Raw genomic sequence first — 15667 nt, forward strand, 5'->3', positions numbered from 1 at the left:
ACCTCGCTGCTGTTCCGCCACGCCTTACGCCTGGCCCTCGCGTTGACCATCGGCTATGGCACGCTGCATGCGATCCACGCCTCCCAGGGCTACTGGATCATCCTCACCACCCTGTTCGTCTGCCAGCACGAAGCCCAAGTCCCCGATTACAGCACAGACCCGCAAGGCAAGCTGACCAAGCTCGATGCCCATATCCGCCTGGCCAACCCGCGCACCCCGCAGACCCAAGCCAACCTGATCCTGCGCCGGCCGTTCAACTACTCCAACGGCGTCAACAAAAACGGTCAATTGGACATGGGGCTGCTGTTTATCTGCTACCAGGCTGACCTGGAGAAAGGTTTTATCAGCGTACAAACCCGGCTCAACGGCGAGCCCCTGGAGGAGTACCTCAAGCCAGTCGGCGGCGGGTATTTCTTCACCTTGCCGGGTGCGACGGGACCGAAGGATTTCATCGGGCGCACGCTACTTGCTGCAACGCACGTTCAACCTCCTGCCAACACTTAAAGCGGAAACCGTCCCATGAAGAAGTCGACTCTCGCGCTGTCGTTGTTAATCACCCTCTCGCCCCTGGCTGCCTTCGCCGCCACGGCGCCGCTGGACCTGGTAGGCCCGGTGTCGGACTACAAGATCTACGTCACCGAACAAATCGCCGAGCTGGCGACCCAGACCCAGGCGTTCACCGACGCGGTGAAAAAAGGCGACCTGGCCACCGCCAAGCGGCTGTATGCGCCAACCCGCGTACATTATGAGGCCATCGAGCCGATCGCCGAGCTGTTCAGCGACCTCGATGCCTCTATCGATTCGCGTGTCGACGACCACGAAAAAGGCGTGAAGGCCGATGACTTCACCGGTTTTCACCGCATCGAGTACAGCCTGTTCGCCGAGAACACCACCCAAGGCCTCGGCGCCCTGGCCGACGGCCTGAATAAGGACGTCAAAGACCTGCAGACCCGGGTCGCCGGCCTGACCTTCCCGCCAGAAAAAGTCGTGGGCGGTGCCGCAGCCCTGCTCGAAGAAGTCGCCGCCACCAAGATCTCCGGCGAGGAAGACCGCTACAGCCACACCGACCTGTATGACTTCCAGGGCAACATCGACGGCGCGAAGAAAATCGTCGATCTGTTCCGCGGCCAGATCGAGAAACAGGACAAGGCCTTCCTGGCCAAAGTCGACAAGAACTTCGCCAGCGTGGACACGATCCTGGCCAAGTACAAGACCCCGGATGGCGGCTTCCAGACCTATGACAAGGTCAAGGAAAACGACCGTAAAGCCCTGGTGGGCCCGGTCAATACCCTGGCCGAAGACCTGTCGACCCTGCGCGGCAAACTCGGCCTGAATTAAGCCATTGAGGCCTCGCCCAACCGTCGGTACCCGTCCAGCGGTGTACCGACCGCCAAGCCGTTCTGCGGATTGACCGCGTACCAATGCTCGCCCGCCTGCACCGCTCGAACCGGCACGCCATGATTGTGCCCTTGATGAGCTGTGGACTGCGGCGAGCCATTCGGGGTCGCCGTGGAACGATCCAACGCCGCTCGCACGCCAAAGAAGGCGCGGAGCTTTTCCTGCGCCACAAGCATGTTCGCGAACGCCGAGACATTCGGCACGCGGCTCAACACATGGGGCAAGGCGAGCACACCTTTTGCACCATTGACCAGCAGATCGGCAGCGCCATCGATCGGATTCAAAAACGCGCTGACCACGGTCACCCCCTTTTCCACCACGCGAAAAGCCTTGGCACCAAAGGGCGCAACCGCCTTTGTGGATTTGACCAACGCGCGCACCGAGGCCCCTGCGCCGCCTAGAAACGCGCCGACAGTATCGATCAACAACCCCCGCGTGCCCTCGATGATATTGCCCTTGGCCAGGTCCACGATGGCCCCGACAAACGGAATCATACTGAGCAAAATGCTGTCGTTGCGTTGCGACACTTCCCGCTGTTGCTCAAGGGGCAATTGGCCCTGGGCATACTTGAGCACACTGTCGCGGTGGTGAATGAAATTGCCCTGCATGATCCGGTCGACAATCGCTTGGCTGCGCGGCGACGCAAAGCTGTTGGGGACCGCCGCCTGGACGCTGCCATCCGCGGACACAGGGGCGGCCGGCAAAGTGTCGCCCAACCGCTCGATAATGATACCGGGGGACGACACGCCCGACCGGGGCAAGGCGTCGGTGGTGTAGGCGGTGAAATCGAACGGTTCCACTGCGCCATTTTGCAACCGAACCGTCGAGGGCGCCCAACGCCCGTAGGTTCGCTGCGTCTCTTGGAGGGTGCCACCCAGCGTCAGTTGGTCGGGCAAATCCTCGCGCTTAACGATCAGCATCTTGGCCGGGAACACTTCAAAGTAGCTGATCACCCCGTTGTAGTCACAGCGGATCAGCGTGCCTTTGCGCCCTCGGCGCTCTTCGACTTGCGCAGATGTCTGGTCCAGCGTGGGCACCCCGTCGACGTGTTCGCGCAGGGCAAACAGCTCGACGGTGCCATATTCCAGGGCCTGGCGATCAGCCAGGGGCAAGTTCGCAAGCATCCTTTTGGTGGTGGTGCCCAACCCTTGCTTGAGCTTCCCCAGGTAGGTGTCGACTTCACTCGCCACTTGCCCCGGCAGACTCGGCAAGCGGTTGATCTTGGCATTCAAGGCGCGCACGTTTTTTACGATGGCGGCTTGTTCGGCGCGGCTGGGGCGTGCGTTTGAAAAGGGCGTTCTTGCGCCGCCAGCGACGCCAGGCGTGTCAGCCTCCAGCAACATCCAGCGGTCTCTGACCAGATCGCCTGTCATATAGGTCTCGATCAGCGAACGGGTTTTGGGTTCCGACACCTTCATGTTACGGCGCTCGTCCGGGTCCGCAATGTGGACCTTCAACGCTTGCAACTGTGGGCCGCTGAGCGCCGGGAAAACCTTCTGCAAATTTGCAGTCGCCTGATCCCGGCGTGTCGGCAGCGGTGCCTTGAACGTCATCAGGGCTTGCAGGAGTTGCTCGCGCTGGGCCTGAAAGGCTTCGCGGGCTTGCTGGTAGTGCTGCGGTGTATAGCGACCGTCTGCCGTCTTGGCGTAGATCCCCTGCATCAGGCCCCAGTCGAGCAATACATCGACACCGTGGTTATCCAATACTGCCGCCTCGTCCGCATTGCGCGGATCCAACCGGGCAAGCGCCATGACCTCCTGGTAACTCATCGCGCGCGAGCTCCCGGTGCCGCCTTGACGCTCGGCAAAGGTCACCCCCAGGCGCAAGTCCGCCCATTCTGCGGAGCCCATGCGCAGCGTGGATGGAACATCCCGAATCAGAAACTCGGGGGCGGCAGCGGCCACAAACAGGTGAGCTAACAGGGGCGCAACCTTGGGGTCCAGCGCGGTTTTTTTCCACAGGTGCGTTTCGATATCGGTGCGTACCGAGGCAAGCGTCCGGCCATTGTTGGCAGGTTGATAGATGTCATAACCGGCAACCGTCCCGGGGCGCCCCGGGGCGTCGGGATCGATTTGCAGCATGATGGCCGCCAGTACCCACTGCTTGGCTTCGAGCGTCGAGAGTTGATCGGAGCCGGACGCGCCCTGGAAATCTCGGTTACGCGCCACGGCCCTGCCCCAGTTCAACACCACGGGGCTGCTCAGGACCTCGTCAAGGAAGCGATCGGCGTCGGCACGCAAGGTGCCGGCGGTGTTGAGCGCAAGCACCCCGCGGATATCCAGGACACGCAACAGGTTCAGCGCGGGCTTATTGCCAGGGGTGTCGTCATCGCTCAACTCAGCCACGAAACGCTTATCGGCGTCGGACAATGCCCCAGGAGCCCACTGGCGCGGGATCAATGGCGCGTAATCGCCAAGGGCCGGCGCCGGCGGCAGCGCAGCGTCGAGCCAGCGCAGGATATTGCGCACGTCCCCCGCCGTCTTCGGCACCGGCAACCCATGGGACGCCAGCACCTCGCTGACCGCTGCCTTGTCGGCGCCGTCAATCGCCAGCGACGAGGTGTGGCTGATCGGCGTTTGCACGCCGGACAGCAGCACCTCGTCCTCATCGGATAGGTGACGCACGCGTTCACTCAAGCTGCCCGCCAGATGCGCGCGCTCGTCCATGACGTCGATGGCTTTTCTGGCGGTCAGGGTGCGTTGTTCCAGACGCCCTTTTACCTGCGCCGACAAGGCTGACCAGTCCGCTGTCGAAAGCGCCTGGCGCACCGCCCCCAGTTCATCGGCAGTGTTCGGCGGGGTGACGCCGTACCCGTGCAAGACCGCGTTGCGCGACAAGCCTTCGCTCTCTGGATGCACATACGCGAGCCCATTGCCGGTTACATCCAAGGCGGCAGCGGCAGCGCGCAACCTGGCGCTGACCTGCCACCAGCCGGACGTGTCGCTCAGCGTGAAGGTCTTTTGTGTCGCTACGCCGTTATCGACGACCCAACCACTGATCGAGTCAGGTTTCACCACGACGGTATCAAGGGTCAGCCCTTTGCTGGTGATCCAGGCCCGCATTTCGGCAGTATTGAAGGCACTGCGCAGGGCATCGAAACCTGCATAAATCGTGGCGCCATGGGGAATCGGAACTGTCGAGTCCGGCAACTGACGCAAGGCCGAGGTAATCAACGCGGTGTGTAACTGACGATCGGCATCCGCCGACGTTACCGGCGCCGGCGGCAAGGTCCATTGTGGGACCGTACTGGCCGGTAGATCGGGCACCGCCGCGCGCCGGGTGCGCACAACAGTCTCGGGGACAGGGCCGCCAATCGGCGCTGGCGCAACAGTCAGCGGCGGCGCAATTGAGGTATGGGCATGAAGGATTGGGGAGACGGGTGACATTTCTACTTCCTCTCTACCAGTGAATGGCAAGAGTTCTTGTCCTTAAGAACTGTCGAGAGAAAACATACCCGCCTGGGTCACAGTTGCGTGTAGGCGAACTCTCAAGGCTTTGAAGGCAGCAAGAGAGTTCGTTGCGCGATCCCCGTGTTACAGAATGCGATACAGCAACCGCTCAATCCGCACCCGGCTGACGCGACGCAGGAATTTGCCGACCGCTTGCGGGTAATCCACCAGGGTCTGCAACTGCTGATAACCGTCGATGCGCGTGGTGTGCTGGAAAATCTGCGCCAGCTCCGTGCGCCTGGGCTCCAGCCACTCGCTCTTGGGGTCATCGATCAACAAGGCGTTTTCCAGGTCAAGGCGGAACGCGCGCGGGTTGAGGTTGTTGCCGGTCAGCAAGGTATAACGCTGGTCGACCCACATGCCTTTGAGGTGGTAGGTGTTGTCGCCGTCATGCCACAGATGCAGGTTCAACTGGCCGCTGTCGATCATCCGCTGATGGCGCTTGGCGAAGCGGCGCAGGCTGATTTCGTACAGGTACGGCAGGGCCGCGATCACTTTGAACGGCTCGCTGGGCGGGATGTAGAAGTCGTTGGCCGTCTTGTCGCCGACAATGATGTCGATCTTCACCCCGCGCGCCAGGGCGCGGTTGATTTCCCGGGTCACCGGCAGCGGCAGGTTGAAGTACGGCGTGCAAATGGTCAGTTGATGTTGGGCGCTGGCGATCAGTTCGAGGATCACCCGGCTCAAGGGATTGTTCTTACCGACACCGAGCAAGGGGCTGACCGACAGGTGGCCGTTGGGCAACTGGCCGGTCGTGGTGTCGTAGGCGGCGTGCTTGAGGCGACTGCGCAGGTCGCCGATATCATTGCGCAGGCTGCGGGTGGTCGGCGGGTTGGGCAAGTCGAGGCGATGTACGGCCTTGGACGCTATCAGCCCGTGCTCCACCAGGTGTTGCATCGAATCCGCCAGCGGTGCGCTGTGGATCAGGTGGTAACGGTCGAAGCGGTACTTGTCGAACTTGTGCAAATACACGTTGTTCAGGCTGGCGCCGCTGTACAACACGCTGTCATCGATCACAAAGCCCTTGAGGTGCAATACGCCGAACAGTTCGCGGGTCTGCACCGGCACGCCGTACACCGGCACCTCAGTGGCATGGCTTTGGGTCATGGCCTGGTACCAGGCGCTGTTGCCCGGCTGTTTACCGGCGCCGATCAACCCGCGCTGAGCGCGCAGCCAATCGACCACCACCACGATGTCCAGCTCCGGGCGTGCCGCCTTGGCCGCGTGCAAGGCGTCGTAGATCTCCTGCCCTGCCTCGTCCTGCTGCAAGTACAGCGCGACGATGTAGATACGCCGGGTGGCCTGGGGAATTTTCTCCAGCAGGCAACGGCGAAACTCAGCGGCGCCGGACAGCACCTCAATCGCCTCGGTGGAGAGTGGGAAACCGCGCAGTTTGGGCAACAGGGAACGTTTGAAGAACGACGGCATAAGGCTCGCAATGGGTCGAATCCGAAGAGGTCCAGAGCTTACACCATGGGGGTGCTCAGGTCTCGTTGCGCGGCATGTAAAATACCGATTGACCAAGTAGAACGATCGTTCTACTGTTCTCGGCATGAACGATATAAATCACAACGAAACCCGCGACATCATTCTCGACGTTACCGAGAAGTTGATCTATCGCCATGGCATCGCCGCCACCGGCATGGACTTCCTGGTGAAAACCGCCGGTGTTTCCAGAAAAAGCATCTACCGCTATTTCGCCAATAAGGACGAACTGGTGATCGCTGCCCTGCAACGTCGCGACGCGCGCTGGATGCACTGGCTGCGCACCGAGGTGGAACGCTGTGACGACAGCGGCGAGCGCCTGCTCGCACTGTTCAGCGCGCTCAAGGCCTGGTTCGGTTCGGCCGACTTTCGCGGCTGCGCGTTCATCAATACCAGCGGCGAAACCGGCGACCCGCAAGCCCCGGTACGCCTGCTGGCGAAGGCGCATAAACACAAACTCTTCGAGTACCTGCTCGAACTGTGTCAAGCCCATGGCACGCCCGACCCGCAACAGCAGGCCGCGCAACTGCTGATCCTGATCGATGGCGCGATTACCGTGGCCCTGGTGACGGGCGACGCAACCGCGGCGGATACGGCGCAATGCATCGCACGAACGGTATTGGGACTTTAAACCCGCAGGCCTCGCACTTTCGATCAACCCTTATTGTTTTAAGGAGCTGCCCAATGTCATCCCCTGCAGAAACACGCCCGCCCCTGCCGCCGTTTACCCGCGAGTCGGCCATCGAAAAAGTCCGCCTGGCCGAAGACGGCTGGAACTCCCGCGACCCGCATCGGGTGTCCCTGGCTTATACCCTGGACACGAAGTGGCGTAACCGCGCCGAATTTGCCTACAGCCGTGAACAAGCCAAAGACTTCCTCAGCCGCAAATGGGCCAAGGAGTTGGATTACCGGTTGATCAAGGAATTGTGGGCGTTCAGCGATAACCGCATCGCGGTGCGCTATGCCTACGAATGGCACGACGACTCCGGCAACTGGTTCCGTTCCTATGGCAATGAAAACTGGGAGTTCGACGAGCACGGCTTGATGGCCAACCGCTTTGCCTGCATTAACGACATGCCAATCAAGGCCAGCGAGCGCAAGTTCCACTGGCCGCTGGGGCGGCGCCCGGATGATCATCCGGGGCTGTCGGAGCTGGGCTTATAGCCAGGGGCGGGCAAATGTGGGAGCCGGCCGGCCTGCTTCCACGTGGGGTTACCGAAGTTTTCAGTCCTGATTCAGGCCCACTCGATACAACACCCCATCATCCTCATCGGTCAACACATACAAAAAGCCATCCGGCCCCTGCCGCACGTCGCGAATCCGCGCATTCAAGCCGCCCAGCAAGCGTTCTTCATGGATCGCCTTGTCGCCATCGAACTGCAGGCGAATCAGCTCCTGGCTGGCCAGTGCGCCAATGAACAGATTGTGCTGCCACGCCTTGAAGCGGTCTGCATCGTAGAACGCCATGCCACTGATAGCCGGGGATTTCTCCCACACGTGGTGTGGCGCCACGGTGCCTTCCACCGCTTTGCCCTTGGCCTCGGGGATCGACGTCAGCGAATAATTGATACCGTGGGTCGCCAAGGGCCAGCCGTAGTTCTTGCCGCGCTCGATGATGTTGATTTCATCGCCGCCACGCGGCCCGTGCTCGTTTTCCCAGAGCGTACCGCTCCACGGGTTCAGCGCCAGGCCCTGTGGGTTGCGCTGGCCGTAGGACCAGATTTCGGGGCGCACGCCCGGTTGGCCGACAAAGGGGTTGTCATCCGGCACGCGGCCGTCCGGGTAGATCCGCACCACCTTGCCTTGCAGCTTGTCCAGGTCCTGGGCGGTGGGCCGGTCGTTGTTTTCACCCAGGCTGACAAACAGATAGCCGTCACGGTCAAAGGCCAGGCGCGAGCCGAAGTGATTGCCGGTGGAGAGCTTGGGCTCCTGGCGCAGGATCACCTTGAAGTCGCGCAAACCGCTCAGGTCATCCGCCAACCGCCCGCGGCCAACTGCGGTGCCAGCCGTGCCGCCCTGACCGCCACCTTCGGCATACGACAGGTACACCAGGCGGTCCTGCTTGAAGTCTGGCGACAGCGCCACATCGAGCAATCCACCCTGGCCCTTGGCCCAGACCTGCGGCACACCGGTCAGCGGCGCAGACAACTTGCCGTCCGGGCTGACGACCCGCAGATGGCCGGGACGCTCGGTGACGAGAAAGCCTTGTTTGTCCGGCAAAAACGCCACAGCCCACGGGTGATCCAGGCCTTTGGCGATCGGCGTGGCGCTGATGCTGCCTTGTTCACTGGGAAATTGCTGGGCCTCGGCGGCATACACCGTCGTCAGCGACAATAAGGTGCTTGCGCAACATGCGGCGAGCATGGTTTGGCGTAGAAACATAAGGCGGGGTCCTTACCGGCACTCAAGGCCGGCGATTGCCGTTGGCGTCAACCGCGGGGGCTTTGGTTTCGGTCGCGGGGCGGCTGGGAGCAGCCTCGCGTTGCGGATAGCGATTGCCGATGCCGCCGTTTTCCAGGGTCGGCGTGCGCGTGGTCGGCCCGGTCTGGATGCCGCGAACCGCCGGCGCATTGGGCTGGGTGCCCTGCATACTGTTGGGATTGGCGCGGTGGATCGGACTATTGTTCGAGTTGCTGTTGCCGGGCAGGTTTTGCGCCTGAACGCCGGCTGCGAGTGCCAGGCCTATTGCCAACGCTGCAAGATGTCGCACACGGGTGATCATGACAAAGCCTCTTAGGGCGAGGAATACGTGCTTTCGATACCACGCTACGCTTTGGGTTCGGCTTTGGTAACTAAATAGTTTCTCATCAGGTGTAACAGGTTCTGTCTGGATATCCGCCCGCCGAAACTTTCGCCGAGCCCTGCGAGTCAACGGAACACAGCCTTTACTCAAGACAACATCATGGTTCTGGTTATGAAGAAGGCCAAAGCAGGCAAGATCGAAGACCTGGAATCCAGCGAGGCGCGCAAGCCTGCGCTGACGTTCGTGGTCCAGAAGCACGACGCGCGCAATCTGCACTACGATTTTCGCCTGGAACTCGATGGCGTACTCAAGAGCTGGGCCGTGCCCAAGGGTCCCAGCCTCGACCCTAGCCAGAAACGCCTCGCGGTGCAGGTCGAAGACCACCCCTTGAGCTACGGCAGTTTCGAAGGCCGCATTCCGGCCGGCCAATACGGCGCTGGCGATGTGATCGTCTGGGACCGCGGCATTTGGCAACCCCACGACGATCCACACACCACCTACGCCGCCGGCAAACTGGAGTTCACCCTCGTCGGCGAAAAACTCTCAGGCGACTGGGCCCTGGTACGCACCCACCTCAAAGGCAGCGGCAACAAGGAACAGTGGCTGCTGATCAAGGAAAAGGACCGGCACGCCCGCCCGGCCAGCGACTACGACATCACCGAAGCCCAGCCCCAGAGCGTGCTCAGCGGTACCTGCGTGGGGAACGCCAGGCCCATGCCCGGGCCTGCCGGTGTCGGTGCCGGTCAGTCGCGATGAGTTGAAGGGATTGCGTGGCGCCCAGCAGTGGACGGTCGCCAACCTGCAACAGCGGTTGCAGGGTTTGAAGGAGAATCCGTGGGCGGGTTATGCCAATCGGCAGAAGCTCAGCAAGAAGATGTGGGACACGTTGGGCGCGACGCCACCGCAGTGAGTCGCGCCGCTTCGAGCCTCAGATCAGGATGAAGATCAGCGCAAACACCGCGAAGATCGCCCACTTTTCCAGGTAGTAGCGCGTGCGATTGCGCTTCTTGAGTTCCTTGCCGCGCAGGCGGATTTTGTACAAGCGGGTAAACGCACGGTTCAGGCCGCCGGTCTTGTCGCCTGCGTCGTTGGGCGAGCCTGCAGCCGCCACGACAGTGCGGCTGAACCAGCGGTTGAACGCGGCCGCCCAGCGGTACTTCATCGGCCGCTCGACGTCACAGAACAGAATGATGCGATTCTTCTGGGTGGCGTTTTCCGCGTAGTGGATATAGGTCTCGTCGAACACCACCGGCTCGCCATCACGCCAGGAGTAGTTCTCGCCATCCACATTGATGTAGCACCCCGGATCGTTGGGGGTGTCCAGGCCCAGGTGGTAGCGATAGGAGCCAGCGTAAGGGTCACGGTGGCGCACCAGCTTGGAGCCCGGTGGCAGCTCCGCGAACATCGCGGCCTTGACCGAGCCGATGCTCTGCAGCAACTCGGTGGTGCGCGGGCACAGCTTCATCGCCGAGGGGTGGCTGTCGCCGTACCATTTCAGGTAAAAGCGCTTCCAGCCTGACTTGAAAAACGAGTTGAAACCCACGTCGTCGTATCGGTCCGAACGCTTGATCGCGCCCGCCTGCATCAGATTCCGGGCTTCCTCGCGGATTTCTTCCCAATGCTCCTGCAGTGGACTCAGGTCTGGGAAGTCGCTGGGCGAGAGATACGGTCGGCTGCGCAGCTTGGAGAACAGGTAGAGAAAACAGTTGACGGGCGCCAGGAACGTGGAGTGATCGCTGAGCTGGCGGCTCAGTTTATGCCGCACCCGGCCACGCAGGTGGACATACGCAATGGAGGTAACGTAGAGGACAACAATGATAAGTTTCAATGGATTTGGTCACAAGTCAGAAGAAAACAGGCTGCTCCTGCGTGCCCACAACGGCCGAGGTTGGATAGCAGCACATGAAATCACAATTCAAACACCGGCGGCACGACCGACGGCTAACCGTCCGGCACATAGCCATCAGCCAATATTTAGCCACAATTTGTAACCAAACGTTAACTAAGAATTGTGAAAAGCTGTCCACTGATTGTATTTGGAGGGAGACATGCGGGCTTGTCATGGGACAAGCCCTCTCGCGTTAAACGTTACAGCAGCGGCTGATCATCCTTGCGCTCACGACGGGAAAAGCGCCCGTCTTCCAAGGGCGAATAAGGCACAATTTCGCGCCGGGTCAGCACAAAATGGCGGACCAGTGCGACGAACAAACCGAGGACTAACCCCGCAACCAGGCTCAAGGCGATCACCAAGGCTTTTTTCGGTTTGATCGGGGCCAGTGGCTCCTGGGCGCGCCGGTCGACGGTGACCAGCTTGAGGCTGCTCATGTCGATGTTGAGGTTGCGCAAGCGCGCAACTTCGGAACGAAGCGGTTCAACATCCTGCAGAAAGATATCTTCATTTCCACGCTTGCGCAGAACCTCAACCTCACGGTTGACCTCCAGCAGTTGCAACTCCTTGCCGATCTCGGCGACGCGAGGGTTGGTGAAGTCGTCACTGGTACGCTGCTGTAGCGCAACGCGCTCGGCCTCAAGCGCTTCGGTGCCGAGGAAGTAAAGCGGGATCTTCTGGTTGTTGACCTCGGTGCGCATCACCTGGCTCGAGCCGCCGCGCGACGCATCCGCCATGGAAGATGGCGTGGTCGGTGTCTTGATCCCCATGGACTTGGCGATGGCAATGGCTTCCGACAATTCCGCCAGGCGGTTGTTACGCTCCATTTTCATCTGCAGGCGCAGGGCACTGAGTTCATCTTGTAACTGGGCGCGCTTGAGTCGGTCATCTTCCAACAGCTTGGCGATCTTCGATTCTTTATCGGTATCGTAGTTGGCGCGCGCGGCGTCAATCTTGCCTTTGAGTTCATTCATGCGGTTATTGACGATCACCTTGAGGTCGGCACCGACTTGTGAGCGCTCCGCCGCAATGGCGTAGTCGACAAAGCCGTTCAGAATCGCCACACCGTCCACATCGGCTGGGTACTGCAACTCCAGGCGGATATAACTGCTCAACGAGTCTGCCTTCTTCGGGTCCGGCAGAATCAATTTGACCGAGTTGCGGTTGAAGTCTTCAAAACTCTGCTCCAGGCTTTGCCCGGGTTTCTGGAATGCAGTGAACAATTGCTCATGGGATTTAAAAAAGCCCAGCCGCGCCTCATAAGAGTCCAACTTCGAGCCCACCTTCGATAACGCATCAGCAGGTGGCAACTTGTAGACTTCGGAACGGTTCAGCGCATCCAGTTCATTGATAGCCGCCGGGCGCAAGACACTACTGACCTCATATGTCCGCGACGCCAGGAAGGCATAGCCGACTCCGAGCACGCCTGCCAGAACCGTACACCCCACTACCAGTTTTTTTTGCTGCCAAATCGAGTGAAACAGTTCAAGCAGGTCGATTTCATCCGAAGAGCTAGAAGCAGTATGCGGGGAAGTTCGATTCAAAATGAAAGCACCTTAAAAATGATACTAAACGGCCATCACCTCCAAAGACCTAAACAATCCTAGGAACAACGCCCTAAAACCCACAGAGTAGGCCGACCAATCGCCATATGACCACTTAGCCAGACGAAAAATTCCAAACTATTAAAGTTTGTTTCCCTTCATCAAAGCGATCGTTGCCACGGGCGTTCATCAAGTAGGAATATTCTTGTCACAAGAGTAGTCAAAAGTTTGTTAAATAGCTGCTGGTACAGGGAAAATTCGAGATAAAAGACTGATAACACGAAGTATCCTACAGATGAACCTGTGCATACCGCGCTTGTTCTGAGCATTCGGTCGCCCTATTCAGCCTATGTACCTCAACAAAAAGGAATTTGTATGACAGCCATTTCCGATCCGGACTACCACGCCCTCCAAGGCGCCTGGGAACAGATCTCGCTCGAAGACAGCGGCGTGCTCAACCCCGCCGACGCCCATAGCGCCCCCGGCGCGCTCACCACCATTACGGGTGATCGCTTTGAAGTGCTCACCGTTGACGGCGAGCGCCTATTGGCCGGCCGGTTCTTCCTGGACAGCACCACCCTTCCCAAAAGCATCACCTGGATCGATGCCATGGGTGACGACGCGGGCAAGGCACTGCAGGCCAGCTACCGCCTGGAAGGAGACGAATTCGTGTTCATCGCAGCGGATGAAGGCATGCCGCGACCGCGTACTTTCAGTACCGGCCCCGGGCAGACAATGCGCACATTTGTGCGTCGATCCTGAACCCCGCGCCCATCTGAACTTGCGACGGGATTTTCACAGGGCCTTCACTTTCCGGTCTATAGGGTGAAGCCTACCTACTCCAGTGAATCCCTTAGCCCGCCTCCCCCGGCGGGCTTTTTTTTACGCGAAAGACTCTTCAGGGAAGGCGCTTGGTCGCCGTCAGGGTAAAACACAGCGGCAACTGGGCCGCCTGATCCTCGTACTGGTCATAGAGTTCTTCGCGATTTGAATGCGGGTACTCTTGCAGATGACCGATCTGCAACCCCGCCGCAATCGCTGCGCTGACCACGCAGCCCAGGGTGTGTACAAACCAGTAGGACGTCGGCCCCTCGACAGCGCCCAGCCCTTCATAGACGATCGACTCTTGCAGCACAAAAGGCTCACGCTGGAAGTACGAACTGGCCGGCAGCAGCGGATTGGCCGCCAGTGGGTCGAACACTTCCAGGAACGGGTGGGTTTCGTACATCACCAGGGTGCCGCCGGGCTTCAGCGTTGTGGCGACCTGGCGCATGAACAGCGCTACATCCGGCATCCAGCCCAATACACCGATGGTGACCAAGGCGATATCGAAGCGTGCATGCAGGCGCTCGGGCAGATGGTGGATATCGGTTTCGATGAACTCCGGGCTGTGGGGTGAACGCACGGCCAGTTCCTGGGCCTGCTGGAGAAAGGCGCTGGATTGATCCACGCCCACTACCGCACGTGCGCCCAGGCCGAATAACGACAAACTTTCGCGCCCATTGTTACAGCACAGTTGCACCACATCCTTGCCGGCAACACCGACGTCTTGCAGCAAGGCGGTTAGGGTCGGATCCAGACACGAAAAACCCGGTTCGGCGACCGAGTCCAGCAGCGCCCTCCAGGTATCCGTGTCTTTGTGCAGTCTGGCGGATTCGTCCCAGGCGTGCTTGTTGCTGGCAATCGCCTGCTGGGCTGAGGGCATGTCCATTGCATCTCCAGAGAGTCAGTTACAGCGAGCTATGGAAAGTAAGCCAATTGCCTGTCAGATGAAACCCTCGGAGGGGCGAACTTATTTCGAGACCCATAGGTCATTACCCCATCAAATATTCAGTCCCTAAACGCCGCGCTCGAAGATCACCATGCCCCATCATTCTGACCTGCGTACCACCTTGTCCCTGGACAGCCTGAATTTCTTTCTGGCGGATGTCCGCGATGGCCTCGGCCCGTACCTGGCGATTTACTTGTTGGCGGTACATAAATGGGACCCGGCCAGCATCGGCGTGGTCATGACCCTGGCAGGCATCGCGGCACTGTTGGCCCAAGGCCCGGCCGGCGCGCTGATCGATCGAACACGCCGTAAACGTGCAGTGATCGCGGTTGCCGCGTTACTGGTGACCGCCAGTTGCCTGGTACTGCCCTACGTCAGCACATTCGGTTGGGTGGCGCTGACCCAGGCGGCCAGCGCCGTCGCCGCTTCCGTGTTCGCCCCGGCGATTTCGGCGATCTCCCTGGGCATCACAGGGCCGCGCGCCTTCACTCGCCGGACCGGACGCAACGAAACGTTCAACCACGCCGGCAATGCCGTGGCCGCCCTGTTGGCGGGCGGGCTGGCTTATCTGTTCGGGCCGGTGGTGGTGTTTTACCTGATGGCGTTTATGGCGGTCGCCAGTATCGTCGCGGTCTGCTGCGTATCGGCGGCGGCCATCGACCATGAAGTCGCCCGTGGCTTCGACCCCGCCCACCACAGCGACCATGAGCAGCCTTCCGGGCTGAAGGCGCTACTGGCTAACCGCCCGCTGCTGATGTTCGCCATCTGTTGCGCGCTGTTTCACCTGGCCAATGCGGCAATGCTGCCGCTGGTCAGTCAGAAGCTTTCACAGATCGACCTGCAAATGGCCACGCCGCTGACCTCGGCCTGCATCGTCGCCGCACAATTGGTGATGGTGCCGATGGCCTGGCTGGTGGGGGCCAAGGCGGACGTGTGGGGGCGCAAGCCGTTGCTGCTGGCCGGTTTCATGATTCTGCCACTGCGCGGCGTGCTCTATACCGTGTCCAGCGACCCCTATTGGCTGGTGGCAGTGCAGATGCTCGATGGCATCGGCGCCGGCATTTTCGGCGCGCTGTTCCCGGTGATCGTCAAGGACCTGACCCAGGGTACCGGGCGCTTCAACGTCAGCCTGGGCGCACTGTCCACGGTGTTTGGCCTGGGTGCGGCACTGAGCAGCAGCCTGGCCGGCTTTGTGGTGCAACAGGCCGGTTACAACGCCGCCTTCCTGACCCTCGCCTGCGTCGCGACGCTGGCATTGGCGCTGTTATGGCTGGCCATGCCGGAGACGTTGGAGAAACCCGCTTTCGCGTGCCACACCAGTGTCGCCTGAAGCATTTTCGCTCTCGATGCCTGCAACCGAGCGCGACGCTGTCGAGCGTCGCCATTCGC

At 60.6% G+C, this 15667-nt stretch carries 13 protein-coding genes and 3 pseudogenes; 9 read left to right on the forward strand and 7 right to left on the reverse strand.

Going from position 1 to position 15667, the window contains the following annotated elements:
• The 3 genes and pseudogenes from L9Z73_RS04775 to efeO all read left to right on the forward strand — a co-directional run.
• Window positions 1–126: pseudogene (locus tag L9Z73_RS04775) on the forward strand (hypothetical protein); the annotation flags it as partial.
• Window positions 124–504 (forward strand): annotated as a pseudogene (locus L9Z73_RS04780) (Dyp-type peroxidase); the annotation flags it as partial. The pseudogenes L9Z73_RS04775 and L9Z73_RS04780, both read left to right, overlap by 3 nt.
• Window positions 505–519: 15 nt before the next feature.
• On the forward strand, window positions 520–1338 hold the full coding sequence (gene efeO / locus L9Z73_RS04785; RefSeq protein ID WP_247396898.1) for an iron uptake system protein EfeO: 819 nt from the start codon (window positions 520–522) through the stop codon (window positions 1336–1338).
• Here efeO and L9Z73_RS04790 read toward each other — a convergent pair.
• Window positions 1335–4784, reverse strand: coding sequence for a hypothetical protein (locus L9Z73_RS04790; protein ID WP_247396901.1), 3450 nt, complete (start codon window positions 4782–4784; stop codon window positions 1335–1337). The genes efeO and L9Z73_RS04790 overlap by 4 nt on opposite strands.
• Before the next feature lie 147 nt (window positions 4785–4931).
• The gene (pssA, locus tag L9Z73_RS04795) at window positions 4932–6275 is read right to left on the reverse strand and encodes a CDP-diacylglycerol--serine O-phosphatidyltransferase (RefSeq protein WP_247396903.1); all 1344 of its coding nucleotides are present in this window, start codon (window positions 6273–6275) and stop codon (window positions 4932–4934) included.
• A gap of 124 nt (window positions 6276–6399) precedes the next feature.
• Here pssA and L9Z73_RS04800 point away from each other — a divergent pair, with 124 nt between their 5' ends.
• Both L9Z73_RS04800 and L9Z73_RS04805 read left to right on the forward strand, forming a co-directional pair.
• Window positions 6400–6963 (forward strand): TetR/AcrR family transcriptional regulator, encoded by a 564-nt coding sequence (locus L9Z73_RS04800; RefSeq protein ID WP_247396905.1) that lies wholly within the window; start codon window positions 6400–6402, stop codon window positions 6961–6963.
• 53 nt (window positions 6964–7016) lie between these two features.
• Complete coding sequence (locus L9Z73_RS04805) at window positions 7017–7496, forward strand: DUF1348 family protein (protein ID WP_247396906.1); 480 nt, start codon at window positions 7017–7019, stop codon at window positions 7494–7496.
• 60 nt (window positions 7497–7556) lie between these two features.
• Here the strand turns inward: L9Z73_RS04805 and L9Z73_RS04810 are convergent, their stop codons facing one another.
• Together L9Z73_RS04810 and L9Z73_RS04815 are read right to left on the reverse strand one after the other, a co-directional pair.
• Window positions 7557–8714, reverse strand: coding sequence for a PQQ-dependent sugar dehydrogenase (locus tag L9Z73_RS04810; protein WP_247396908.1), 1158 nt, complete (start codon window positions 8712–8714; stop codon window positions 7557–7559).
• A 22-nt stretch (window positions 8715–8736) separates the two neighbouring features.
• Complete coding sequence (locus tag L9Z73_RS04815; RefSeq protein WP_247396911.1) at window positions 8737–9054, reverse strand: hypothetical protein; 318 nt, start codon at window positions 9052–9054, stop codon at window positions 8737–8739.
• Window positions 9055–9294: 240 nt separating this feature from the next.
• On the opposite strand from L9Z73_RS04815, the pseudogene L9Z73_RS04820 reads away from it, so the two are divergent.
• Window positions 9295–9828, forward strand: a pseudogene (locus L9Z73_RS04820) (DNA polymerase ligase N-terminal domain-containing protein); the annotation flags it as partial.
• Between the two features lie 13 nt (window positions 9829–9841).
• Complete coding sequence (locus L9Z73_RS04825; RefSeq protein ID WP_247396913.1) at window positions 9842–9985, forward strand: hypothetical protein; 144 nt, start codon at window positions 9842–9844, stop codon at window positions 9983–9985.
• An 18-nt stretch (window positions 9986–10003) separates the two neighbouring features.
• Here the strand turns inward: L9Z73_RS04825 and lpxO are convergent, their stop codons facing one another.
• Window positions 10004–10903, reverse strand: coding sequence for a lipid A hydroxylase LpxO (gene lpxO / locus L9Z73_RS04830; RefSeq protein ID WP_247396914.1), 900 nt, complete (start codon window positions 10901–10903; stop codon window positions 10004–10006).
• A 260-nt stretch (window positions 10904–11163) separates the two neighbouring features.
• Entirely contained in the window at window positions 11164–12507 is a 1344-nt protein-coding gene (locus L9Z73_RS04835; RefSeq protein ID WP_247396915.1) for an LPS O-antigen chain length determinant protein WzzB, read from the reverse strand.
• Window positions 12508–12882: 375 nt separating this feature from the next.
• Here L9Z73_RS04835 and L9Z73_RS04840 point away from each other — a divergent pair, with 375 nt between their 5' ends.
• Window positions 12883–13269, forward strand: coding sequence for a TIGR03067 domain-containing protein (locus tag L9Z73_RS04840; protein WP_247396916.1), 387 nt, complete (start codon window positions 12883–12885; stop codon window positions 13267–13269).
• Between the two features lie 136 nt (window positions 13270–13405).
• Here L9Z73_RS04840 and L9Z73_RS04845 read toward each other — a convergent pair whose 3' ends face one another.
• The gene (locus L9Z73_RS04845) at window positions 13406–14218 is read right to left on the reverse strand and encodes a class I SAM-dependent methyltransferase (protein WP_247396917.1); all 813 of its coding nucleotides are present in this window, start codon (window positions 14216–14218) and stop codon (window positions 13406–13408) included.
• A 151-nt stretch (window positions 14219–14369) separates the two neighbouring features.
• On the opposite strand from L9Z73_RS04845, the gene L9Z73_RS04850 reads away from it, so the two are divergent.
• Window positions 14370–15608: an MFS transporter gene (locus tag L9Z73_RS04850; RefSeq protein ID WP_247396918.1), complete on the forward strand. Its 1239-nt coding sequence runs from the start codon at window positions 14370–14372 to the stop codon at window positions 15606–15608.
• Window positions 15609–15667: the final 59 nt, after the last annotated feature.

This window comes from Pseudomonas emilianonis, assembly GCF_023072625.1.
Taxonomy (GTDB): Bacteria; Pseudomonadota; Gammaproteobacteria; order Pseudomonadales; family Pseudomonadaceae; genus Aquipseudomonas; species Aquipseudomonas paraveronii.

What these genes read in the sequence shown, in the direction of transcription:
- efeO (WP_247396898.1), top strand. Translation starts at nt 520, where the DNA reads ATGAAGAAGTCGACTCTCGCGCTGTCGTTGTTAATCACCCTCTCGCCC.
- L9Z73_RS04790 (WP_247396901.1), bottom strand. Translation starts at nt 4,784, where the DNA reads ATGTCACCCGTCTCCCCAATCCTTCATGCCCATACCTCAATTGCGCCG.
- pssA (WP_247396903.1), bottom strand. Translation starts at nt 6,275, where the DNA reads ATGCCGTCGTTCTTCAAACGTTCCCTGTTGCCCAAACTGCGCGGTTTC.
- L9Z73_RS04800 (WP_247396905.1), top strand. Translation starts at nt 6,400, where the DNA reads ATGAACGATATAAATCACAACGAAACCCGCGACATCATTCTCGACGTT.
- L9Z73_RS04805 (WP_247396906.1), top strand. Translation starts at nt 7,017, where the DNA reads ATGTCATCCCCTGCAGAAACACGCCCGCCCCTGCCGCCGTTTACCCGC.
- L9Z73_RS04810 (WP_247396908.1), bottom strand. Translation starts at nt 8,714, where the DNA reads ATGTTTCTACGCCAAACCATGCTCGCCGCATGTTGCGCAAGCACCTTA.
- L9Z73_RS04815 (WP_247396911.1), bottom strand. Translation starts at nt 9,054, where the DNA reads ATGATCACCCGTGTGCGACATCTTGCAGCGTTGGCAATAGGCCTGGCA.
- L9Z73_RS04840 (WP_247396916.1), top strand. Translation starts at nt 12,883, where the DNA reads ATGACAGCCATTTCCGATCCGGACTACCACGCCCTCCAAGGCGCCTGG.
- L9Z73_RS04845 (WP_247396917.1), bottom strand. Translation starts at nt 14,218, where the DNA reads ATGGACATGCCCTCAGCCCAGCAGGCGATTGCCAGCAACAAGCACGCC.
- L9Z73_RS04850 (WP_247396918.1), top strand. Translation starts at nt 14,370, where the DNA reads ATGCCCCATCATTCTGACCTGCGTACCACCTTGTCCCTGGACAGCCTG.